The sequence below is a fragment of the Nocardia farcinica genome (assembly GCF_001182745.1).
GTDB classification, from domain to species: Bacteria; Actinomycetota; Actinomycetes; order Mycobacteriales; family Mycobacteriaceae; genus Nocardia; species Nocardia farcinica.
Genome location: NZ_LN868938.1, coordinates 1,486,298 through 1,502,859, shown reverse-complemented (window position 1 = coordinate 1,502,859; position 16,562 = coordinate 1,486,298). Strand labels below are relative to the sequence as shown.

General features: G+C 69.7%; 16 protein-coding genes. 6 read left to right on the top strand and 10 right to left on the bottom strand.

The features are described from left to right. Window positions 1–7: 7 nt before the first annotated feature. Both AMO33_RS31365 and AMO33_RS07300 read right to left on the bottom strand, forming a co-directional pair. On the bottom strand, window positions 8–169 hold the full coding sequence (locus AMO33_RS31365; protein ID WP_011209131.1) for a hypothetical protein: 162 nt from the start codon (window positions 167–169) through the stop codon (window positions 8–10). Between the two features lie 321 nt (window positions 170–490). Further along, a complete protein-coding gene (locus AMO33_RS07300) occupies window positions 491–1,288 on the bottom strand; it encodes an SAM-dependent methyltransferase (RefSeq protein WP_011209132.1) in 798 nt (265 codons plus the stop codon). Window positions 1,289–1,629: 341 nt separating this feature from the next. On the opposite strand from AMO33_RS07300, the gene AMO33_RS07295 reads away from it, so the two are divergent. Together AMO33_RS07295 and AMO33_RS07290 are read left to right on the top strand one after the other, a co-directional pair. Continuing rightward, window positions 1,630–1,854 (top strand): DUF397 domain-containing protein, encoded by a 225-nt coding sequence (locus AMO33_RS07295; protein WP_060593351.1) that lies wholly within the window; start codon window positions 1,630–1,632, stop codon window positions 1,852–1,854. A 196-nt stretch (window positions 1,855–2,050) separates the two neighbouring features. Then, window positions 2,051–2,938, top strand: coding sequence for a helix-turn-helix domain-containing protein (locus AMO33_RS07290; RefSeq protein WP_041560114.1), 888 nt, complete (start codon window positions 2,051–2,053; stop codon window positions 2,936–2,938). A 150-nt stretch (window positions 2,939–3,088) separates the two neighbouring features. Here the strand turns inward: AMO33_RS07290 and AMO33_RS07285 are convergent, their stop codons facing one another. The 3 genes from AMO33_RS07285 to AMO33_RS07275 form a co-directional block, all read right to left on the bottom strand. Beyond that, on the bottom strand, window positions 3,089–3,316 hold the full coding sequence (locus AMO33_RS07285; protein ID WP_041560115.1) for a hypothetical protein: 228 nt from the start codon (window positions 3,314–3,316) through the stop codon (window positions 3,089–3,091). Window positions 3,317–3,990: 674 nt separating this feature from the next. Then, window positions 3,991–4,650 (bottom strand): NAD(P)H-binding protein, encoded by a 660-nt coding sequence (locus tag AMO33_RS07280; protein ID WP_060591491.1) that lies wholly within the window; start codon window positions 4,648–4,650, stop codon window positions 3,991–3,993. A gap of 31 nt (window positions 4,651–4,681) precedes the next feature. Continuing rightward, window positions 4,682–5,182 carry a DUF2599 domain-containing protein gene (locus AMO33_RS07275; RefSeq protein WP_060591488.1) on the bottom strand — a complete coding sequence of 167 codons (501 nt, stop codon included), beginning with the start codon at window positions 5,180–5,182 and terminating at the stop codon, window positions 4,682–4,684. Window positions 5,183–5,410: 228 nt separating this feature from the next. On the opposite strand from AMO33_RS07275, the gene AMO33_RS07270 reads away from it, so the two are divergent. After that, window positions 5,411–6,265: a helix-turn-helix domain-containing protein gene (locus AMO33_RS07270; RefSeq protein WP_060591485.1), complete on the top strand. Its 855-nt coding sequence runs from the start codon at window positions 5,411–5,413 to the stop codon at window positions 6,263–6,265. Window positions 6,266–6,272: 7 nt separating this feature from the next. Here the strand turns inward: AMO33_RS07270 and AMO33_RS07265 are convergent, their stop codons facing one another. Both AMO33_RS07265 and AMO33_RS07260 read right to left on the bottom strand, forming a co-directional pair. After that, a complete protein-coding gene (locus AMO33_RS07265) occupies window positions 6,273–8,372 on the bottom strand; it encodes an acyl-CoA synthetase (RefSeq protein WP_060591481.1) in 2,100 nt (699 codons plus the stop codon). Between the two features lie 289 nt (window positions 8,373–8,661). Continuing rightward, window positions 8,662–10,212 (bottom strand): acyl-CoA carboxylase subunit beta, encoded by a 1,551-nt coding sequence (locus tag AMO33_RS07260; protein WP_060591478.1) that lies wholly within the window; start codon window positions 10,210–10,212, stop codon window positions 8,662–8,664. 264 nt (window positions 10,213–10,476) lie between these two features. Between AMO33_RS07260 and AMO33_RS07255 the strand changes: the two genes are divergently transcribed. Then, window positions 10,477–10,953: an HAD-IIIC family phosphatase gene (locus AMO33_RS07255; protein ID WP_011209141.1), complete on the top strand. Its 477-nt coding sequence runs from the start codon at window positions 10,477–10,479 to the stop codon at window positions 10,951–10,953. Window positions 10,954–10,984: 31 nt separating this feature from the next. Here the strand turns inward: AMO33_RS07255 and AMO33_RS07250 are convergent, their stop codons facing one another. Further along, the gene (locus AMO33_RS07250) at window positions 10,985–11,860 is read right to left on the bottom strand and encodes a sigma-70 family RNA polymerase sigma factor (RefSeq protein WP_060593350.1); all 876 of its coding nucleotides are present in this window, start codon (window positions 11,858–11,860) and stop codon (window positions 10,985–10,987) included. Between the two features lie 106 nt (window positions 11,861–11,966). Here AMO33_RS07250 and AMO33_RS07245 point away from each other — a divergent pair, with 106 nt between their 5' ends. Next, window positions 11,967–12,317, top strand: a complete 351-nt coding sequence (locus AMO33_RS07245) for a DoxX family protein (RefSeq protein WP_041560117.1) — start codon at window positions 11,967–11,969, stop codon at window positions 12,315–12,317. A 35-nt stretch (window positions 12,318–12,352) separates the two neighbouring features. Here the strand turns inward: AMO33_RS07245 and AMO33_RS07240 are convergent, their stop codons facing one another. Both AMO33_RS07240 and AMO33_RS07235 read right to left on the bottom strand, forming a co-directional pair. Next, a complete protein-coding gene (locus AMO33_RS07240) occupies window positions 12,353–13,924 on the bottom strand; it encodes a GMC family oxidoreductase (RefSeq protein WP_060591475.1) in 1,572 nt (523 codons plus the stop codon). 105 nt (window positions 13,925–14,029) lie between these two features. Next, entirely contained in the window at window positions 14,030–15,763 is a 1,734-nt protein-coding gene (locus tag AMO33_RS07235; protein ID WP_060591473.1) for a GMC oxidoreductase, read from the bottom strand. Window positions 15,764–15,851: 88 nt separating this feature from the next. Between AMO33_RS07235 and AMO33_RS07230 the strand changes: the two genes are divergently transcribed. Then, a complete protein-coding gene (locus tag AMO33_RS07230; RefSeq protein ID WP_060591470.1) occupies window positions 15,852–16,547 on the top strand; it encodes a MerR family transcriptional regulator in 696 nt (231 codons plus the stop codon). Window positions 16,548–16,562 lie beyond the last annotated feature (15 nt).

Below are 16,562 nucleotides of genomic sequence, written 5' to 3'. Positions count from 1 at the left end.
GCTTCGGTCACTCGTCGTCGAGTCCGGCCGACAGGTAGGCCGCGGCGGCCAGCCACTGCCGGCACTGCGGTCCGTGGACCTCGTGAACGAGCAGGATCTCGCGGGCGCGGCGATAGGTGAGCCCGCCCGGCTCGACGCTGCAATCGGCCGATGCCACATCGGTGTACACCCGAGCACGCCAGGTCTCGGCGGGGGAGCGTGGTGGTTCGGCTATCCCCGCAGCGATGCCCGCCGGGTAGGGAGTTCGGAATGGTTGGTGCATTTCGACCGCCCCTCGCTTCTGGCGATGGGGAGGCGATGATCCGGCGCCGAACGGAAATTCCGGCGGACCTCCCCGATATGTCTTGCGGCGAGTTTACGGCCGTGTCGCTTACAGATGCAAGTACATCTGTAAGGGTGCCGGGCGGTTTGTAAACGGCGGCCGCCGTCCGCGCAGGACGACGGCCGCCGTTGTGCCGCAGGGGGTTTGGCTCGTGATGCCGCGTCGGCGTCAGGGCTTGCGCGCGACCGCGCCGTAGGCCGAGATCGGCCGGATCTCGCCCACCTGGGTGGCGTCGGGCCGCCACTGCGTGATGGAGACGAACCCCGGTTCCACCATCTCCAATCCGTCGAACACCGCGCGAATCTGCTCCTGCGGCCGCGGAACATAGGGCACGCCACCGGTTTCGGCGTAGTTCTTGCACAGGGCGACGTACTCGGCACTGTCGTCGGTGCCGTCCCACATGACCAGGTAGCTGCCCGAGGGCACCGCCGCGAGCACGGTGTCCACGATGCGGCGCAGTTCGTCGTAGGTCTTGGCGTGGCCGAGCACGCCCATGAACATCACGCCGACTGGCTCGTTCAGATTGAGCACGTTGCGGGCGTCGGCGATGATCTGCTCGGGGTCGTGGAAGTCGCAGTCGACGTAGGTCGTCACGCCCTCGGGGGTGGTGCTGGTCAGCAGCGCCCTGGCGTGGGTGAGCACCAGCGGATCGTTGTCGACGTAGACGACCTTGGACTCCGGCGCGACGCTCTGGGCCACCTCGTGGGTGTTCTGCATGGTGGGCAGGCCGGTGCCGATGTCGAGGAACTGGCGGATGCCGATCTCGCTGGCCAGGAACCGCACGGCGCGGATGAGGAACTGCCGTGACTGCACCGCCATGGTGGTGATGTCGGGGTCGACCTCGATGCCCGCGTCGCCGGCGACCCTGTCGATTTCGTAGTAGTCCTTGCCGCCCATCCAGTAGTTCCAGATGCGCGCCGAGTGCGGGATGTCGGTCCGGATCAACGGGGCGTGGTCATCGGGCATTGCGTGCGACTCCTCAGGCGAGCGGTTCTTCGTGATGGCGGTACCGCCGTGCGCGACCTCCCCGCGCGAACGGTCGGTACATCCGTTGTTGCACTGTGACAGTACAAGATTCAAGGCCGGTCGGCCGCCGAGATGAGGGACCTGAACTCGGCGTATTCGGACAGTTCTCGACACGCGTAACAAAGCCGACCAGTAGGTCCGAAAATCCTTGGCGCACAACGCCCCCCGCGGTGAACTTCGTGCTATCGTCCACGCGTCGGTGCAAATGCAAGAACGTTTGAGCGTGCATCTGCAAAACCGACTCGTACGAATCACTCACACTGCGCAAACGAGGAGTGGACATGTCGGAGACGATCGCGCACCGCATCACCGGTGCCTGGCGGAAGAGCTCGTTCAGCGGCCCGAGCGGCGGCAACTGCGTCGAACTCGCCGAGGCGACCAACGGTCTTGTGGCCATGCGGAACTCGCGCGACCCCCAAGGAGCAGTCATCTTCTACACCCGGCCCGAGATCGATGCGTTCGTTCGCGGCGCGAAAGCCGGGGAGTTCGACGATCTGACCAACTGAGAGCCCGGGCGGCGCCGGATCGTCTCCGTCGTCGAGCGGTGCGCCGATTCCCGCGACGCCACAGGTGTGCCGGTGGTCTTTGTGACCGGCGACGGATGTGCCACACTGGTGGTGCCGGGACCCCCTGGATGCTGGTGGCGCAGTGGCGCCTCCCGTGCGGACGGGAATGCGCCCTCGAGTAGCGGAGACGAGCTCCATGATCGCAGAACCCAACGACGACGGTCGTGTGCAACAAGCTGTCGCGGAACGTGGTCCGACCGTACTGCGGATCGCACTCGGCGGTCAGCTGAGGAAATTGCGGGAGAGCCGCAACATCACCCGGGAAGCGGCGGGTGACGCCATCCGCGGATCGCACGCGAAGATCAGTCGTCTGGAGTTGGGCCGCACCGGCTTCAAGGAACGCGACATCCGGGATCTGCTGACGCTCTACGGCGTGGTCGACCCCGCCGAGCGCGAATCGTTCCTGGATCTCGCGCGCCGGGCCAACGAGCCGGGGTGGTGGCATCGCTACAGCGATCTGCTGCCCCAGTGGTTCGGTCAGTATCTCGGTCTGGAACAGGCCGCGTGGAAGATCCGTACCTACGAGGCACACCTCGTGCCCGGCCTGTTGCAGACCCCCGATTACGCCCGCGCCGTGCTGGCGTTGGGCAGCGACGACGCCGACACCGATCGCCGGGTCGACGTCCGCAGGCGCAGGCAGGAGATCCTGCGCAGGCCGGAGCCGCCGATCGTGTGGGCCGTCCTCGACGAGGCGGCCCTGCACCGGCCGGTGGGCGGCGTGCAGGTGCACCGGGCGCAGATCGAGCACCTGATCGAACTCGCCGCGCTGCCCAACGTCACCTTGCAGGTGTTGCCCTACTCGGCGGGTGAGCACGCCGCCGCGGGGGCGTCGTTCAGCATTCTGCGCTTCGCCGAGGCGGAACTGCCCGACGTCGTGTACCTCGAACACCTGACCAGTGCCCTGTATCTGGATCGTACGCAGGACTTGGCGCTGTACCGGTCGGTGATGGACCGCCTGAGCGTCCAGGCGCTGGCGCCCGACAAGTCGGTGGACTGGTTGAAGAACTTCGCCGCCGGCTTGTAGCAGTTCGGAAGCGACCGCCCGGTCGCGAAATGGATGACGGCCTGCCCGGATCGCTCCGGGCAGGCCGTCATTCGTCGTCGTGGCCCGCGGTACCGCCACCCGACCAGTGGACGGTGATCGGGAGGCGAACCGGCAGCTACCGCGCGGCCGTCACTGCTTGATGAACGTGGCCGCGATGCGCCAGAAGGTCTCCGGCTGCAGGGTGTTCAGATCCCAGTCGTCCGCCAGGTCGTGGGCGGTGTTGACGATCCGATCGATGTCGAAGTCGTTCCGCGTCGCGGCGCCGGTGGACTCGACGGCGTCGATGACGAAGGCGACGGCGGTCTCCCGCGAATAGCTGGTGGTTCGTTGCCCGGACCGGGCCGACGGTGTGCTCATGGTTCTACCGTTCGCTGGCTGGACGGCCAGAGCGGATTCGGCGAGGCCGACGTGGCCGCCAATGAGTGGTTGATTCATGTGAACGCCCCTGACTTTCGGCGGCGGCTAACTTATGGCGACATTGCCCGTCGATTCGCCGTAACGGCCGCCCCTGGTTGTCCCCTTGTCGAGCTGTGCGATTCAGAGTCTAGGACCGTGTGTCTTGCAGATGCAAGTACATCTGTACGGTCCATTTGTATTCGCAGAGAATGACTTTCGCATTCCGGCAGTACTACCGGTCGTGCCGACCGGGTGGTTCGCTATGGGTGACTGCCACCGATCATCCCCGTGCGGATACCGTGCGCTGCCCGTCGCGCGGCGGTGTTTCCGCCGCTCGTGGCCCGTCGGATCGGGTGCCGGCGGGTCGGTCGGGCCTGGGGTGGTGCTTCGTCCGGCGGGTGCGGGCGCGGTCCGGGCCCGCACTCACCGGTGTGTGAAGAATCCGTCTCGCGGTGCGTGAGGCCTTCCGCTCGATCGGATTCGCCGTGCACTCCCGGTCTACCGCTTCTGTCATCCGAACGGGAGCAAGCACACGCAATCGTGATGAAAACGAATCCAATGGATGTGCCCGGGGCTGAATCCAACCGAGTGGATGGTACTTATTTCCTTGCCGCGCAGATCAGTTCAGCAATTTTTCAGTTACTGATTGCTGCGACGGCCTCGGAAATCGGTGTGACGCCCGCTACCAGCTCGAGTGTGGTGTGCACGGTGTTCGCTGCGGGCAGCAACGCGGCGATGACGGCGGCGACGTCCGCGCGAGCGATACTGTCGCGACCCACCCGTCCGGTGCTGAGCGTGACCGAACCGCTGGAGACCGTGTCGACCAGGCGGCCCGGCCGCAGCACCGTCCAGTCCAGATCCCTTGACCGCAGATCGTCTTCGGCCTGGGTCTTGGCGTCGAGATAGGCCGCCCACACCTCGTCCGTTCCCGGTGCCGGTGGCGCACCGGTGCCCATCGCCGAGATCTGCACGAAGCGCCGCACTCCGGCGCGCTGGGCCGCCTCCGCGAGCAGGACCGAACCGTCCCGGTCGACGGTGTATTTGCGGGCCGCACCGCTGCCCGGTCCCGCGCCGGCCGCGAAGACCGCCGCGTCGGCGCCGGCGAGGGCGGCGGCCACCGCGGTGACGTCGGCCTGTTCGAGGTCGAGCAGCACCGGCTCCGCGCCGGTCGCCACGACGTCACCGGTGTGCTCGGGGTTGCGGATCAGGCTGCGCACCCGATGCCCGTTCGCCGTCAGCTGCTCGGCCAGCAGCAGCGCGATCTTGCCGTGTCCGCCTGCGATCACCACGTCCATGTCGGTCCTCTCGTGTCGACGCCGGTTCGGGTCAGCGCTCGGGTCCGCCGGGATTGCAGGAGGCCCGCACGGTCTCCTGATACCCGACCGCCGGGCGCCAGGGTTCCAGGTTCCAGCTCGGTTTGTCCGGCTGCACCAGCCGCGCCCAGTGCCAGTGGCAGACGAACTGGTCGCGCATGCCGGGGCTGTCGGCCGCCGGGGAGAGCGCGACGATCTCGGCCCAGGCGCGGTTCTCCGCGCCGGGGAAGGTGGTGTCCCGGCCCGCCCGGGTCGGCACGACCAGCAGCCGGTCGCCGTCGACCGTGTCGGTCCACTCCACCCGATCGATCAGCGGGACGTCCGCGTAGGGATCGATCGTCGGCAGTGCGGCGACCGGCGGCGGTGTGGCGGTGGTCGGCGGACGCGGGGTGGTGGCGGTGGCCGGGGGAGCGGCGGCGGGCTGGTCGTCGCCGCAACCGGTGAGGAGGGCGGCCAGCGCCAGCGGGGCCAGGACCGCCGCCGCGCGCCTGCCCGCCGGTCTCCGAAGTGTCACCCGCCGTCCTTCCCTGCCGTGGGGCCGCGTCGTGAACCAGCCTAGACGCCGCGGCGACCCCGGATGAATATCACTGAAGACACTCCGTTTTAGTGCTGGAGTCATGCGCTGTGCGCATGGCAGACTCTATGGATGCGTTCCCCGGACGGCCGACGCCATGCTCCCGGCACCGAATCTGCCCCGCCCGCAAGACAACCCGCTCCCGAAGGCGGTCCGACTGTGCTTCGTATGATTCTCGGCGGCAGGCTGCGGCGGCTGCGCGAGAGCCGCGGCATCTCGCGCGAGGACGCCGGCGAGGCGATCCGCGGATCGCACTCGAAGATCAGCCGGCTGGAGCTGGGTCGCACCGGTTTTCGCGAACGCGATCTGGTCGACCTGCTCACGCTCTACGGCGTCGAGGACGAGACCGAGCGCGCGGAGTTCCTCACGCTGGCCAGGCAGGCCAATGCCTCGGGCTGGTGGCACCACGACTCGGACTGGCTGCCCAAGTGGTTCGACACCTATCTCGGCCTGGAGCAGGGCGCGCGGCTGATTCGCTGCTACGAGCCACGGGCGGTCCCGGAACTGTTGCAGACCGCCGACTACGCGCGCGCCCTGCTGACCCTGGCACACCCCGACGAACCCGCCGACGCGATCGAGCGCCGCGTCGCGTTGCGCATGCGCAGGCAGCACATCCTGGATCGGACCGACCCGCCGCAGGTGTGGTTGATCGTGGAGGAAGCCGCGCTACGCAGGCCGATCGGCGGGTCGGCCGTGTGGCGCGACCAGCTCGATCGGCTGCTCGAGGCCCTGGACCGACCGAACATCACCCTGCAGGTGCTGCCCGACCACGTCGGCGGACCGGCCCTCGCCGACGGCGCCTTCACCGTGCTGCGCTTCACCGAGGCCGACCTGCCCGACATCGTCTACCTCCAGCAGCTCACCGGCGCGCTGTACCTGGACAAGGAGTCGGACCTGTCCGCCTATCGCGCGGTCGCGAACATGCTCTCGGTGCACGCGTCGCCGCCGCAGTACACCAAGGGCCTGCTAGAGGCGCTACGGCTGCGCCAGCCCGCCACCGTGGACGAGCCGCTGGGCCGCTGAGGGTGGGTCAGGGGTTCGGGGCGATCGTCCCGATGATCGGGTGCAGATCCTCGCCTCCGGCCTCGCCGGTGAGCAGGCGCTTGAGGATCTTGCCGGTGTCACCGCGGGGAAGCGCGCTGAGGAAGGTGACGTCGCGCGGCACCGAGAACCGACTCAGCCGGTTGCGGATGTAGGTGCGCACCATGTCCGAATCCAGTCCGGTGCCTTCCCTTTTCACCACGAACGCCGCCAGCCGCTGGCCGTACTCCGGGTCCGGCACGCCGACCACCGCGACCTCGCGCACCTGCGGCAGGTAGGCCAGCGCCTCCTCCACGGGGCGGGGGAAGACGTTCTCCCCGCCGGAGATGATCATCTCGTCGTCGCGGCCCGCGATGAACAGCCGTCCGGTGGCGTCGAGATAGCCGAGATCGCCGGTGTCGAGCATGCCGTCGGCCTCGTCGGGCGGGGCGGAGTTGACGTAGCCGTCGAAGAGCATGTGATTGCTCACGAACACGTGCCCGGTGGCGCCGACGGGCACCGGGCGGTGGTCGGGTCCGAGCACGGCGACCTTGGTGCCCAGCGGGGGTGTGCCCGCGGTCGTGGGGGCGGCGAGCAGGTCGGCCGGATCGGCGATGGTGGCCCAGGAGACCTCCGTGGAGCCGTAGACGTTGTAGAGGATCTCGCCGTAGGCGTCCATGAAGCCGAGCACCGTGTGCGCGGCCAGCGGCGCTCCGCAGCTGGCGACCACCCGCAGGCTGGAGGTGTCGTAGCGGGCGCGCACGTGTGCGGGCAGTTCCAGGATGCGGTGCACCATGATCGGCACGGCGATGAGCGTGCTGACCCGGTGGTCGGCGATGAGCCGCAGGCACTGCTCGGCGTCGAAGTGCCGCGGCAGCACCACCGTCGAGCGCAGCGCGGTGCTCAGTTGCAGCGCGGCCAGGCCCCAGGTGTGGAACAACGGCGCCGGGATGAGCATGGTCTCGTCCATGCCCAGTGGGATGCGGGAGAGCAGCGCGGCGACGGTGCTGAAGCCCTTGGGATGCGGACGTCGCGCGCCCTTGGGGGTGCCCGAGGTGCCGGAGGTGAGCACGATCAGCTTGCCGGGCCGGGTGGGTTTGCGGAACCGGGTGTGGCCCATGCCCGCCAGATCGTCGAGGGTGATCCGGCCCGGGACCGCGGTGGCCTCGGTGGCGTAGCGCGGCAGGTCGGCGTGTAGGTACTGGACCAGATGGTCGAACTCGTCGTCGACGAACAGCGCGGTGAGCTTGTCGCGCTGCACCACCTCCTCGATGCGACGGGCGGGCAGTCCCGTGTTGAGCAGCGCGACGTCGACACCGAGTTTCCCGGCCGCCACGATGGTTTCGACCATGCCACGGTGGTTGCGGGCCAGCAGGCCGACCGCGTCGCCCGCGCGCAGGCCCAGTTCGCCGAGCGCGCCCGCGATCGCGGTGGTCCGCTCGTGCACGTCGGCGAAGGTGGCGGTGCCGTGCTCGTCGACCAGGGCGGTCCGGGCCGGGTCGAACACCGCGCCCGCCGCGTACCCGCCCGCCATGTTGAATCCCCACTCGGAGAGCATGCGCAGCTGCCGGAGCCCGATGTCGGGTCGCGTGGTGGGCACGACACCGGTGCCGACCATCTGGCGCAGCACTTCGGCGCGCCGGCGGACCGGGGAGTTCTCGCCGTTGACCACCGTGGAGGTCGGCGTGCCGCGCACCAGGTCGGCGATGCGCCGCAGGCCGCGTTCGGTCCAGGCGGCGATGGCGGCGTTGGTGGAGCGCTCGATCGCCGGGTGCATGCGGCCGGGCGCGAAGAGTGTCACGGTGACGCGGGTGCGGCGCTCGTCGCCGAGCAGCCGCACCGACGCGAAGCTGCCCAGCGCCGGGCACACCAGCTCCAGGCTCTCGTACCAGCGTCCGACGCGGAGCTGGACGGTGTGCAGGCGGATGCCCGCGGCGGCGGTGCCGACGCGCAGGCGCAGCATCGTGTGGCCGCCCACCGATTCCAGGGGATCGCAGGCGCCCACACCGGGAAAGACACGAGGATAGGTCTGCGGTTCGCGGAGCAGATCCCACACCGCCTGGCGGGAGATGGGCAGATCCGCGGTCACATCGAGGACATCGGTAACCACTGGCGTGCAATTCTCGTCGGCCGGTTCGAACAGCTCGGGTCGGCGGAGATTTCATTTGTAACCCTCGCGCTCGATCTTGGTCAAGCGTTTTCGGTTACCACTGTTCACACTTTGTTTGCCCACCTCACCCGACCGCGAACGGACTTGTGGGATCGCACAGAACCGCAGGTCATCCCACGGATCGGGAGCCACGGTCGACCATGGCGGAAGCGAAAACGGGCGATTTCCGGTGGAATCTGTGATCATTCACGATTCCACCGGAAATCGCCCGCGCGCGGGAAATTCGTGCTTACACCGGGAAAAGGCTGTGCTTGCGCGGATTGTGGCGCGGCCGCGGATTCTTGTCGCGCAGCATCCGCAGTGCCTTGCGGATCTCGAGCCGGGTCTGGGACGGTTCGATCACCGCGTCGATGTAGCCGCGCTCGGCCGCGATCCACGGGGTGGCCATGGTGGCGTTGTAGAAATCGATCATCTGCTGCCGCACGACCTCGCGCTGGTCGGCGGGCGTCTCGGCGAGCTTCTTGCGGCCGATGATGCCGACCATGCTCTCCGCGCCCATCACCGCGATGCGGGCGGTGGGCCAGGCGAAGCTGACATCGGCGCCGAGCTGCTTGCACCCCATCACCGCGTAACCGCCGCCGTAGGCCTTGCGGGTCACCACGGTGACGATGGGCACGGTCGCCTCGATCACCGCCCGGAAGAACCGGCCGCCCCGCTTGATGACGCCGTTGCGCTCCTCCTCGATACCGGGCAGCACGCCGGGGGTGTCGACCACGAACACCAGCGGCAGGCCGAAGGCGTCGCAGAGCCGGATGAAGTGGGTGGCCTTGTCCGAGCACTGCGCGTCGAGCGCCCCGCCGAGCACCTGCGGCTGATTGGCGATCACCCCGATGGGGCGGCCGTCCACCCGGGCGAAGGCGGTGATGAGGTTGCCCGCGGTGGCCGCGCCGATCTCGTGCAGCTGACCGTCGTCGAAGATGCGCAGCAGGATCTCGTGCATGTCGTAGCCGACCTTGTCCGAGTCCGGGATGATCGAGTCCAGCTCGCGATCGTGGTCGGTGATCTCGGGCTCGAGACCCGGGTTGACCACCGGCGGCTGCTCGAGGCAACTCGACGGCAGGTAGCTCAGGTAGTCGCGCACCCAGTCGAAAGCGGCCTGCTCCGTGGACGCGACGTGGTGCACGGTGCCGTTCTCGGCCTGCACCGCCGCGCCGCCGAGTTCCTCCGCGCTGACCGTCTCCCCGGTGACCGCCTTGATCACCTCGGGGCCGGTGACGAACATGTAGGACTTCTCGGTGGCGACCAGCACGTCCATGTTGACCGGCCCGTACACCGAGCCCGCGGCGCACTTGCCGAGCATGACGGCGATCTGCGGGACGTAGCCGGACAGATCCTCCTGCCGACGGCACATCAGCGCGTACCAGGCCAGCGAGGTGACCGCATCCTGGATGCGGGCGCCGCCGGAGTCGTTGATGGCGATGACCGGGCAGGCGTTCTGGTAGGCGAACTCCATCGCCGCGGCCACCTTGCGACCGAACATCTCGCCCACCGACCCGCCGTGCACGGTCTGATCGTGGGCGATCACCACCACCGGCCTGCCGTCGATGTAGCCCCGGCCGGTGACCACGCCGTCGCCGTACATGGCGTCGCCGGATCCCGGCTGGCGCACCAGTTTTCCGATCTCGACGAACGTGCCCTTGTCCAGCAGCATGCGCACGCGCTCGCGAGCGCTCGGTATCTCCTTGGCTTTGCGTTTCGCGATGCCGGCTTCTCCGGCAGGTTCCTCGGCGAGTTCCAGGATCCCCAGTAGCTGATCCAGCTTCTCTCGCGTACCGCTCATAGTGTCGTCTTGTCCTTCGAACTCGCCGTGGCGCCCGATCCGCCGATATCACTGTGCGGAGGCGCGGCGCTCGACTCTATCCGGGATGAGACGCTTCGCACACCCCGGGACCGTTACTCATGGGCGACCTCACAGGCGGGGCCGGGCGTGACTTGGGCCGGAGCGGGAAAGCACCCGGTCGACGATGCCGCTCGGGTGGCGGGTCGTGGCGCGAACGGTATTATCGGCGCGGCTGCTGTGGTGACGAACCGATGAGGGGCAGGCATGCGACCGGCTCTGAGATGTCTTGTCTGGGAACTGGACAACACGCTGTGGGACGGCGTCGTCTGCGACGCCACCAGCACCGCGCCCAGACCGGCCGCCCTGCGCACGCTGCGGGTCCTCAACGAGCGCGGCATCTGGCACGCCGCCGCCAGCCGCAGCGACCGCGGGCTCACCCTCGAGCGGCTCTACCGCCACGGCGTCTACGAGATGTTCTCCGCCCTCGAGATCGGCTGGGGCCGGAAATCGGCGTCGATCGTGCGGATCGCGCGCACCCTCGGCCTGAGTCTGGACACCATCGCCTACATCGACGACGAGCCGGTCGAGCGCGCCGAGGTGTCGCGGGCGTTGCCGCAGGTCCGCTGCTACGCGGCGCGCAACGTCGACGTGCTCACCGCGCTGCCGGATTTCCGCCCGGTCCGCCGCTCCGGCCCGCACCCGACACCGCCGCTCGGCTTCGATCGCATTCCGGCCGTGTAGTTTTCGGCTCCGTGCGCCGGGGCCGCCCGAATCAGTCGAGCACCGCGAGGGAGAGCCGCGCCAGCCGGGCCGGCTCGGCCACCACCTCGTAGCCGGCGACCCGGCCGTCGGCCACGGTGATCCGCAGGGCAAGCAGCAGCCGGCCCGCGGGGGCGACGACCATGCCCACCCGGCCGTCCACCAGGGCCAGATCGGCGGCCGCGGCGCGGGTGCGCAGCAGCAGCGTCTCGCGCACGACGGCGTCGGCGCCGCGGACGACCGGCGCCGCACCGGCGGGCAGCGCGGCGGGATCGGCGGTGCGCACCACCTCGGGCGCCAGGACGCGCAGCAGCGCGGCGATGTCACCGCCGCGGGCGGCGTCGAGGAAGGCCTGCACCACGGCGCGATGGTGGGGGAGATCCGGGTCGGCCGCGGTCTGCTCGCCGCGCACCCGCGCCCTGGCCCGGCTCGCCAGCTTCTTCGTGGTGGCCGCGCTGCGGTCCACGATCGGCGCGATCTGCTCGAACGGCACGGCGAACAGATCGTGCAGCACGAAGGCGACCCGCTCGTCGGGGCCGAGCCGGTCCAGGACCACCAGCAGCGCGCGGCCCACGGAATCCACCAGTGCCGCTTCCTCTTCCGGTGCGCGGTCGGGGGCGGGCCGCAGCAGTGCGGTAGCCGCGTCGAGGGGTTCCTCGCGCCGCGCGCCCCGGGTGCGCAGCATGTCCAGGCAAATCCGGGACACCACCGTGGTGAGCCAGGCGTCCAGGTTCACCACGTCGGCGGTGTCGGCGCGGGACAGCCGCAGCCAGGCCTCCTGGACCGCGTCCTCGGCCTCGCTCATCCCGCCGAGCATGCGGTAGGCGAGGCCGAGCAGCCGCCCGCGCTGCCGTTCGAAGCGCCCGGCCAGCTGCTGCGGCTCGTCCACGGTCACCTTCGCCGCCCCCCGTCCGTCGACCTCATGACGGGCGCGTGCGCGCCCGCGTCATCACGATCGCAGAGCCGCTCGTCGGCCTCGACAGAAGGGTGTCCCCATGCACGTCGCCTACGTCGTCCTCACCGCACTGGCCGCCGCCGCGGCCGCCTTCGCCGCGGGGGTGGACCTGGTGCGCCCGGAATGGGTGCGCGCCAACATGCGCACCTACGGCATCCCGGACCGGGCCCTGTACCCGCTGGCGGCCGTCAAGGCGATCGGCGCGCTCGGGCTGCTGGCCGGGCTCGTCGTCGCTCCGGTCGGTCTGGCCGCCGCGATCGGGCTCGTCGGCTACTTCTCACTCGCGGTGCTCACCGTCCTGCGCGCGCGAGTGTTCGCCGATGTCGGCTACCCGCTGCCCTACCTGGCGATCTCGGTCGCCGCGCTCGGCGTCACGCTGGTCGCGTCCTAGGGGTCGGTCGCGAGGATCCCCGCCGCGGGCGGTCCTCAGCCCGCCCGCAGGAAGCGGGCCGCCTGCTCGCCGACGAACACGCTCGGCGCGTGCGTGTGCCCGCGGACCAGCAGCGGCATCACCGACGCGTCCGCCACCCGCAGCCCCGCCACGCCGCGGACCCGCAGCTGCGGATCGACCACGCTCACCGGGTCGGTACCCATGCGGCAGGTGCCGACCGGGTGATAAAGGGTGTGCGAGTAGCCGGTGAGCGCCAGCTCGATGGCGGCTTCGAGGTCGGCGGGTGCCTTCGGCGGGTAGATCAGATCGCCCAGCACGGCCTTGAGGGCGGGCGCCTCGGCGATCCTGGCGCAGGTGCGCAGGCCGGACAGGATCGCCGCGCGGTCCACCCCGTCGCTGTCGGACAGGTAGCGCGGATCGATCACCGGCTTGGCGGTCGGGTCGGCCGAGGCCAGGGTGATGCGGCCGCGGCTCTCCGGGCGCAACAACACCGTGGCCAGGATGACGCCGTGTTCGGTCGGGTCGAGCAGACCCTCGTAGTAGAAGGGGGCGGGCGCGTACACCAGCTCCAGATCCGGCTGCTCGAGGTCGGGCCTGCTGCGCACGAACCCGTACGCCTCGCCGACGTTGGAGGTGAGCATGCCGCGGTGGCGCAACAGGTAGTTCAGCAGTTCCTTCGGTTTCTCCGCGGCGAAGAGCGAATCGCCCTCGACGGAGTAACCGAGGCCCGCGACGAGGTGGTCCTGGAGGTTCGCGCCGACCTCGGGTGCGTGCCGGACCACGGGGATGCCGTGCCGGGCCAGCTCATCGGCGTCGCCGACGCCGGACAGCATCAGCAGTTGCGGGCTGTTGATCGCACCGCCGCACAGCACCACCTCGCGCCGCGCCCGCACCACGAATGTCTCGGTGCCGCGGCGGTATTCGACCCCGACCGCCCGCGTGCCCTCGAACAGCACCCGGGTGGCGAGCGCCTCGGGTAGCACGGTGAGGTTCGGTCGGCGCATGGCCGGTTTCAGGTAGGCGTCGGCGGTGCTCCACCGCCTGCCGCCGTGCTGGGTGACCATGGTCTGGCTGAAACCCTTGGGCTGCGGGCGGTTCGGCGGCTCCACCGGGAAGCCGGACTCCTGCACCGCGGTCAGGAACGCCGCGGTCGAGGAGCGCGGGCTGCGCTGGTGCTCGACGTGGATCGGCCCTCCGGTGCCCTCGTCGGGGTACTGCGCGTCCTGGACGTTCTCGATGCGCCGGTACTGCTCCACCGCGGCGGCGAAGCCCCACTCGTCCCCGGCCAGCAGTGCCCACTCGTCGTAGTCGGCGCGGAAGCCACGCACCCACATCATCGCGTTCATCGACGAGGAGCCGCCGAACATCCGCCCGCGCGGCCAGTAGATGCGGCGCCCGTCCAGGGCGGGCTGCGGCTCGGTCAGGTAGTCCCAGTCCAGTTCGGAGCGAAACAGTTTCGCGAATCCGGCCGGGATGTGCGCGAACTTGTTCTTGTCCGGCGGACCCGCCTCGAGCGCCACCACACGGGTGCCGGAATCCTCGCTGAGCCGGTGGGCGACCACCGCGCCCGCGGACCCGGTCCCGACCACGACGTAGTCCGCGGCCATCTGTTCTGCTGCCACTGTCCCACTCCGATCTGCTGCTAGGGCCAAGATACGAGCACGCGGCCCACCCCGGCGGTGTTTCGCCGAAGTGGGGTGGCGAGCGGTGGGTCAGCCCGCGGCGGGCGTGTCCTGCTCGGTGCGGCGCACCGGACTGATCGGCAGCACCAGGGCGGCGGGGGCCTCGGCGGGCACCACCGGGCGCACCGGCGGCACCGGGTCGATCCGGCGGTAGCCCTCGCCCTGCGGCGGGCGCTTGTCCTGCTCGCCCTTGTTCGGCCAGTAGGCGGCGGCCCGCTCGGCCTGCGCGGTGATGGTGAGTGACGGGTTGACGCCCAGGTTGGCCGAGACCGCGGCACCGTCCACCACGCTCAGCGTGGGGTAGCCGTAGACGCGGTGGTACGGGTCGATGACGCCGTGCTCGGGGTCGGCGCCGATCGCCGCGCCGCCGAGGAAGTGCGCGGTGAGCGGGATGTTGAAGATCTCACCCCAGCTGCCGCCCGCGATGCCGCCGATCTCCTCGGCGACCTTGCGGGTCACCTGGTTGCCCACCGGGATCCAGGTCGGATTCGGTTGGCCGTGGCCCTGTTTCGAGGTCATCTTGCGACCGAACAGGCCGCGTTTGGTGTAGGTGGTGATGGAGTTGTCCAGGTGCTGCATCACCAGCGAGATGATGGTGCGCTCGCTCCAGTTCTTGGTGCTCAGGAAGCTGAGCAGGTCCAGCGGGCGGCGCAGCACCAGCAGCAGGAATTTCAGCCAGCGCGGGATGCGGCCGCCACCGTCCACCATCAGCGTCTGGAGCAGGCCCATGAAGTTGGAGCCCTTGCCGTACCGGACCGGTTCGATGTGGGTGTCGGGGGTGGGGTGGATCGAGGAGGTGATCGCCACGCCCTTGGTGAAGTCCTGGCCGGGCTGCAGCGTCTTGGTGGCGGCGCCGACGATGGACTCGGAGTTGGTGCGGGTCAGCACGCCGAGGCGGTCGGAGAGCTTGGGCAGCACCCCCTTGTCGCGCATGGCGAACAGCAGTTGCTGGGTGCCGCGGGTGCCTGCCGCCAGCACCACGTGGCCCGCGGTGTAGGTCTTGGGCTGCTTGCCGATCAGCTTGCCGGTGCGCTTGGTCTCCACGTCCCAGGTGCCGTCCGGGAGCGGGCGGATCGCGGTGACCGTGGTCATCGGCACCACCTGTGCGCCCGCCTGCTCGGCGAGATAGAGGTAGTTCTTCACCAGGGTGTTCTTGGCCCCGTATTTGCAGCCGACCATGCAGTCACCGCACTCGACACACCCGGTGCGCTCGGGGCCGACGCCCCCGAAGTAGGGGTCGGGCACGGTCTTTCCCGGCTCCCCGAAGAACACGCCGACCGGGGTCTGCACGAAGGTGTCGCCGAAGCCCATGTCGTCGGCGACCTTCTTGAAGACCTCGTCGGCGGGCGTCATGTGCGGGTTGCGGACCACGCCGAGCATCTTCTGGGCCTGCTCGTAGTACGGCGTCAGTTCCTCGCGCCAGTCGGTGATGTCGCGCCACTGCGGGTCGCGGAAGAACGGCTCCGGCGGCACGTAGAGGGTGTTGGCGTAGTTCAGCGAGCCGCCGCCGACCCCCGCGCCGCCGAGGATGAGCACGTCGCGCAGCAGATGGATGCGCTGGATGCCGTAGCACCCCAGAGCGGGCGCCCACAGGAACTTGCGCACGTCCCAGCTGGTCTTGGGCAGCTCGTGGTCGGCGAAGCGCTGTCCGGCCTCGAGCACGCCGACCCGGTAGCCCTTCTCGACCAGGCGCAGCGCGGTGACGCTGCCACCGAACCCGGAACCGACGATGAGCACGTCGAAGTCGGTTTCTCGCTGGGTCATGCGGAACTCCTCGGTCGCGTCGGCAGTGACGCGCGCTACGCTAACGCCGACAGTAGGAACTGTCAACGAAGGCGGGAGGTGGCGCTCTATGCTGACAGTCGTGTCCCGCTACAGCCGCTCGCAGCTCGCCGAACTCAGCGGCGTCCCGGCGCGCACCATCCGCTACTACCACTCGCTGGGCGTGCTGCCCAAGCCCGGCCGCGCGGGCAAGGAAGCCGTCTACGGCGACGATCACCTCGCCCGCCTGCGCGACATCGCCGAGATGCAGGCGCGCGGGCTGCGCCTCGACGCGATCCGCGAGGTGTTCGACGTCCAGGCACAGTCGGGCGCCCCGGCGGATTGGCGCGCGGTCCTCGATCCCCGCTATCCCGGCGCGGGCGAGCAATCGGCGGTGCTCGACGACGACCAGCTCACCGCCCTGCTCGGCGACCGGCGCGCCGACATCCTCGACGAACTGATCGCGGCCGAGTACCTGCACCGGTGCGAGGGCGGCTGGCGCATTCCCGACCAGCCCATGCTCAAAGGCGCGCTCATCCTCTACGACCTGGGCACCGACATCACCCTCAGCGGCGCGCTGCGGAAACTGATCAGGACCCGGTTGGCCGAACTCGCCGACGAGATCGTCGCGACCTTCCGCGACGCGGCCGCGACGAGCTACGGCGGCGAAGGGATCGGCATCGACCACAGCCGGTTCCGTGAGCGTTTCCGCGCCGCCGCCCGCGAGGTCGCCGGCGCCACCCTGGCCGACGAGATCGACCGCGCGGTCCGCGAATCCGAGGCCTGAGCGCCGCCTAGGGTG

Coding starts and splice junctions, on each gene's coding strand:
- AMO33_RS07300 (WP_011209132.1), bottom strand. CDS start 1,288: ATGCCCGATGACCACGCCCCGTTGATCCGGACCGACATCCCGCACTCG.
- AMO33_RS07295 (WP_060593351.1), top strand. CDS start 1,630: ATGTCGGAGACGATCGCGCACCGCATCACCGGTGCCTGGCGGAAGAGC.
- AMO33_RS07290 (WP_041560114.1), top strand. CDS start 2,051: ATGATCGCAGAACCCAACGACGACGGTCGTGTGCAACAAGCTGTCGCG.
- AMO33_RS07285 (WP_041560115.1), bottom strand. CDS start 3,316: ATGAGCACACCGTCGGCCCGGTCCGGGCAACGAACCACCAGCTATTCG.
- AMO33_RS07280 (WP_060591491.1), bottom strand. CDS start 4,650: ATGGACGTGGTGATCGCAGGCGGACACGGCAAGATCGCGCTGCTGCTG.
- AMO33_RS07270 (WP_060591485.1), top strand. CDS start 5,411: ATGATTCTCGGCGGCAGGCTGCGGCGGCTGCGCGAGAGCCGCGGCATC.
- AMO33_RS07260 (WP_060591478.1), bottom strand. CDS start 10,212: ATGAGCGGTACGCGAGAGAAGCTGGATCAGCTACTGGGGATCCTGGAA.
- AMO33_RS07255 (WP_011209141.1), top strand. CDS start 10,477: ATGCGACCGGCTCTGAGATGTCTTGTCTGGGAACTGGACAACACGCTG.
- AMO33_RS07245 (WP_041560117.1), top strand. CDS start 11,967: ATGCACGTCGCCTACGTCGTCCTCACCGCACTGGCCGCCGCCGCGGCC.
- AMO33_RS07240 (WP_060591475.1), bottom strand. CDS start 13,924: ATGGCCGCGGACTACGTCGTGGTCGGGACCGGGTCCGCGGGCGCGGTG.
- AMO33_RS07235 (WP_060591473.1), bottom strand. CDS start 15,763: ATGACCCAGCGAGAAACCGACTTCGACGTGCTCATCGTCGGTTCCGGG.
- AMO33_RS07230 (WP_060591470.1), top strand. CDS start 15,852: ATGCTGACAGTCGTGTCCCGCTACAGCCGCTCGCAGCTCGCCGAACTC.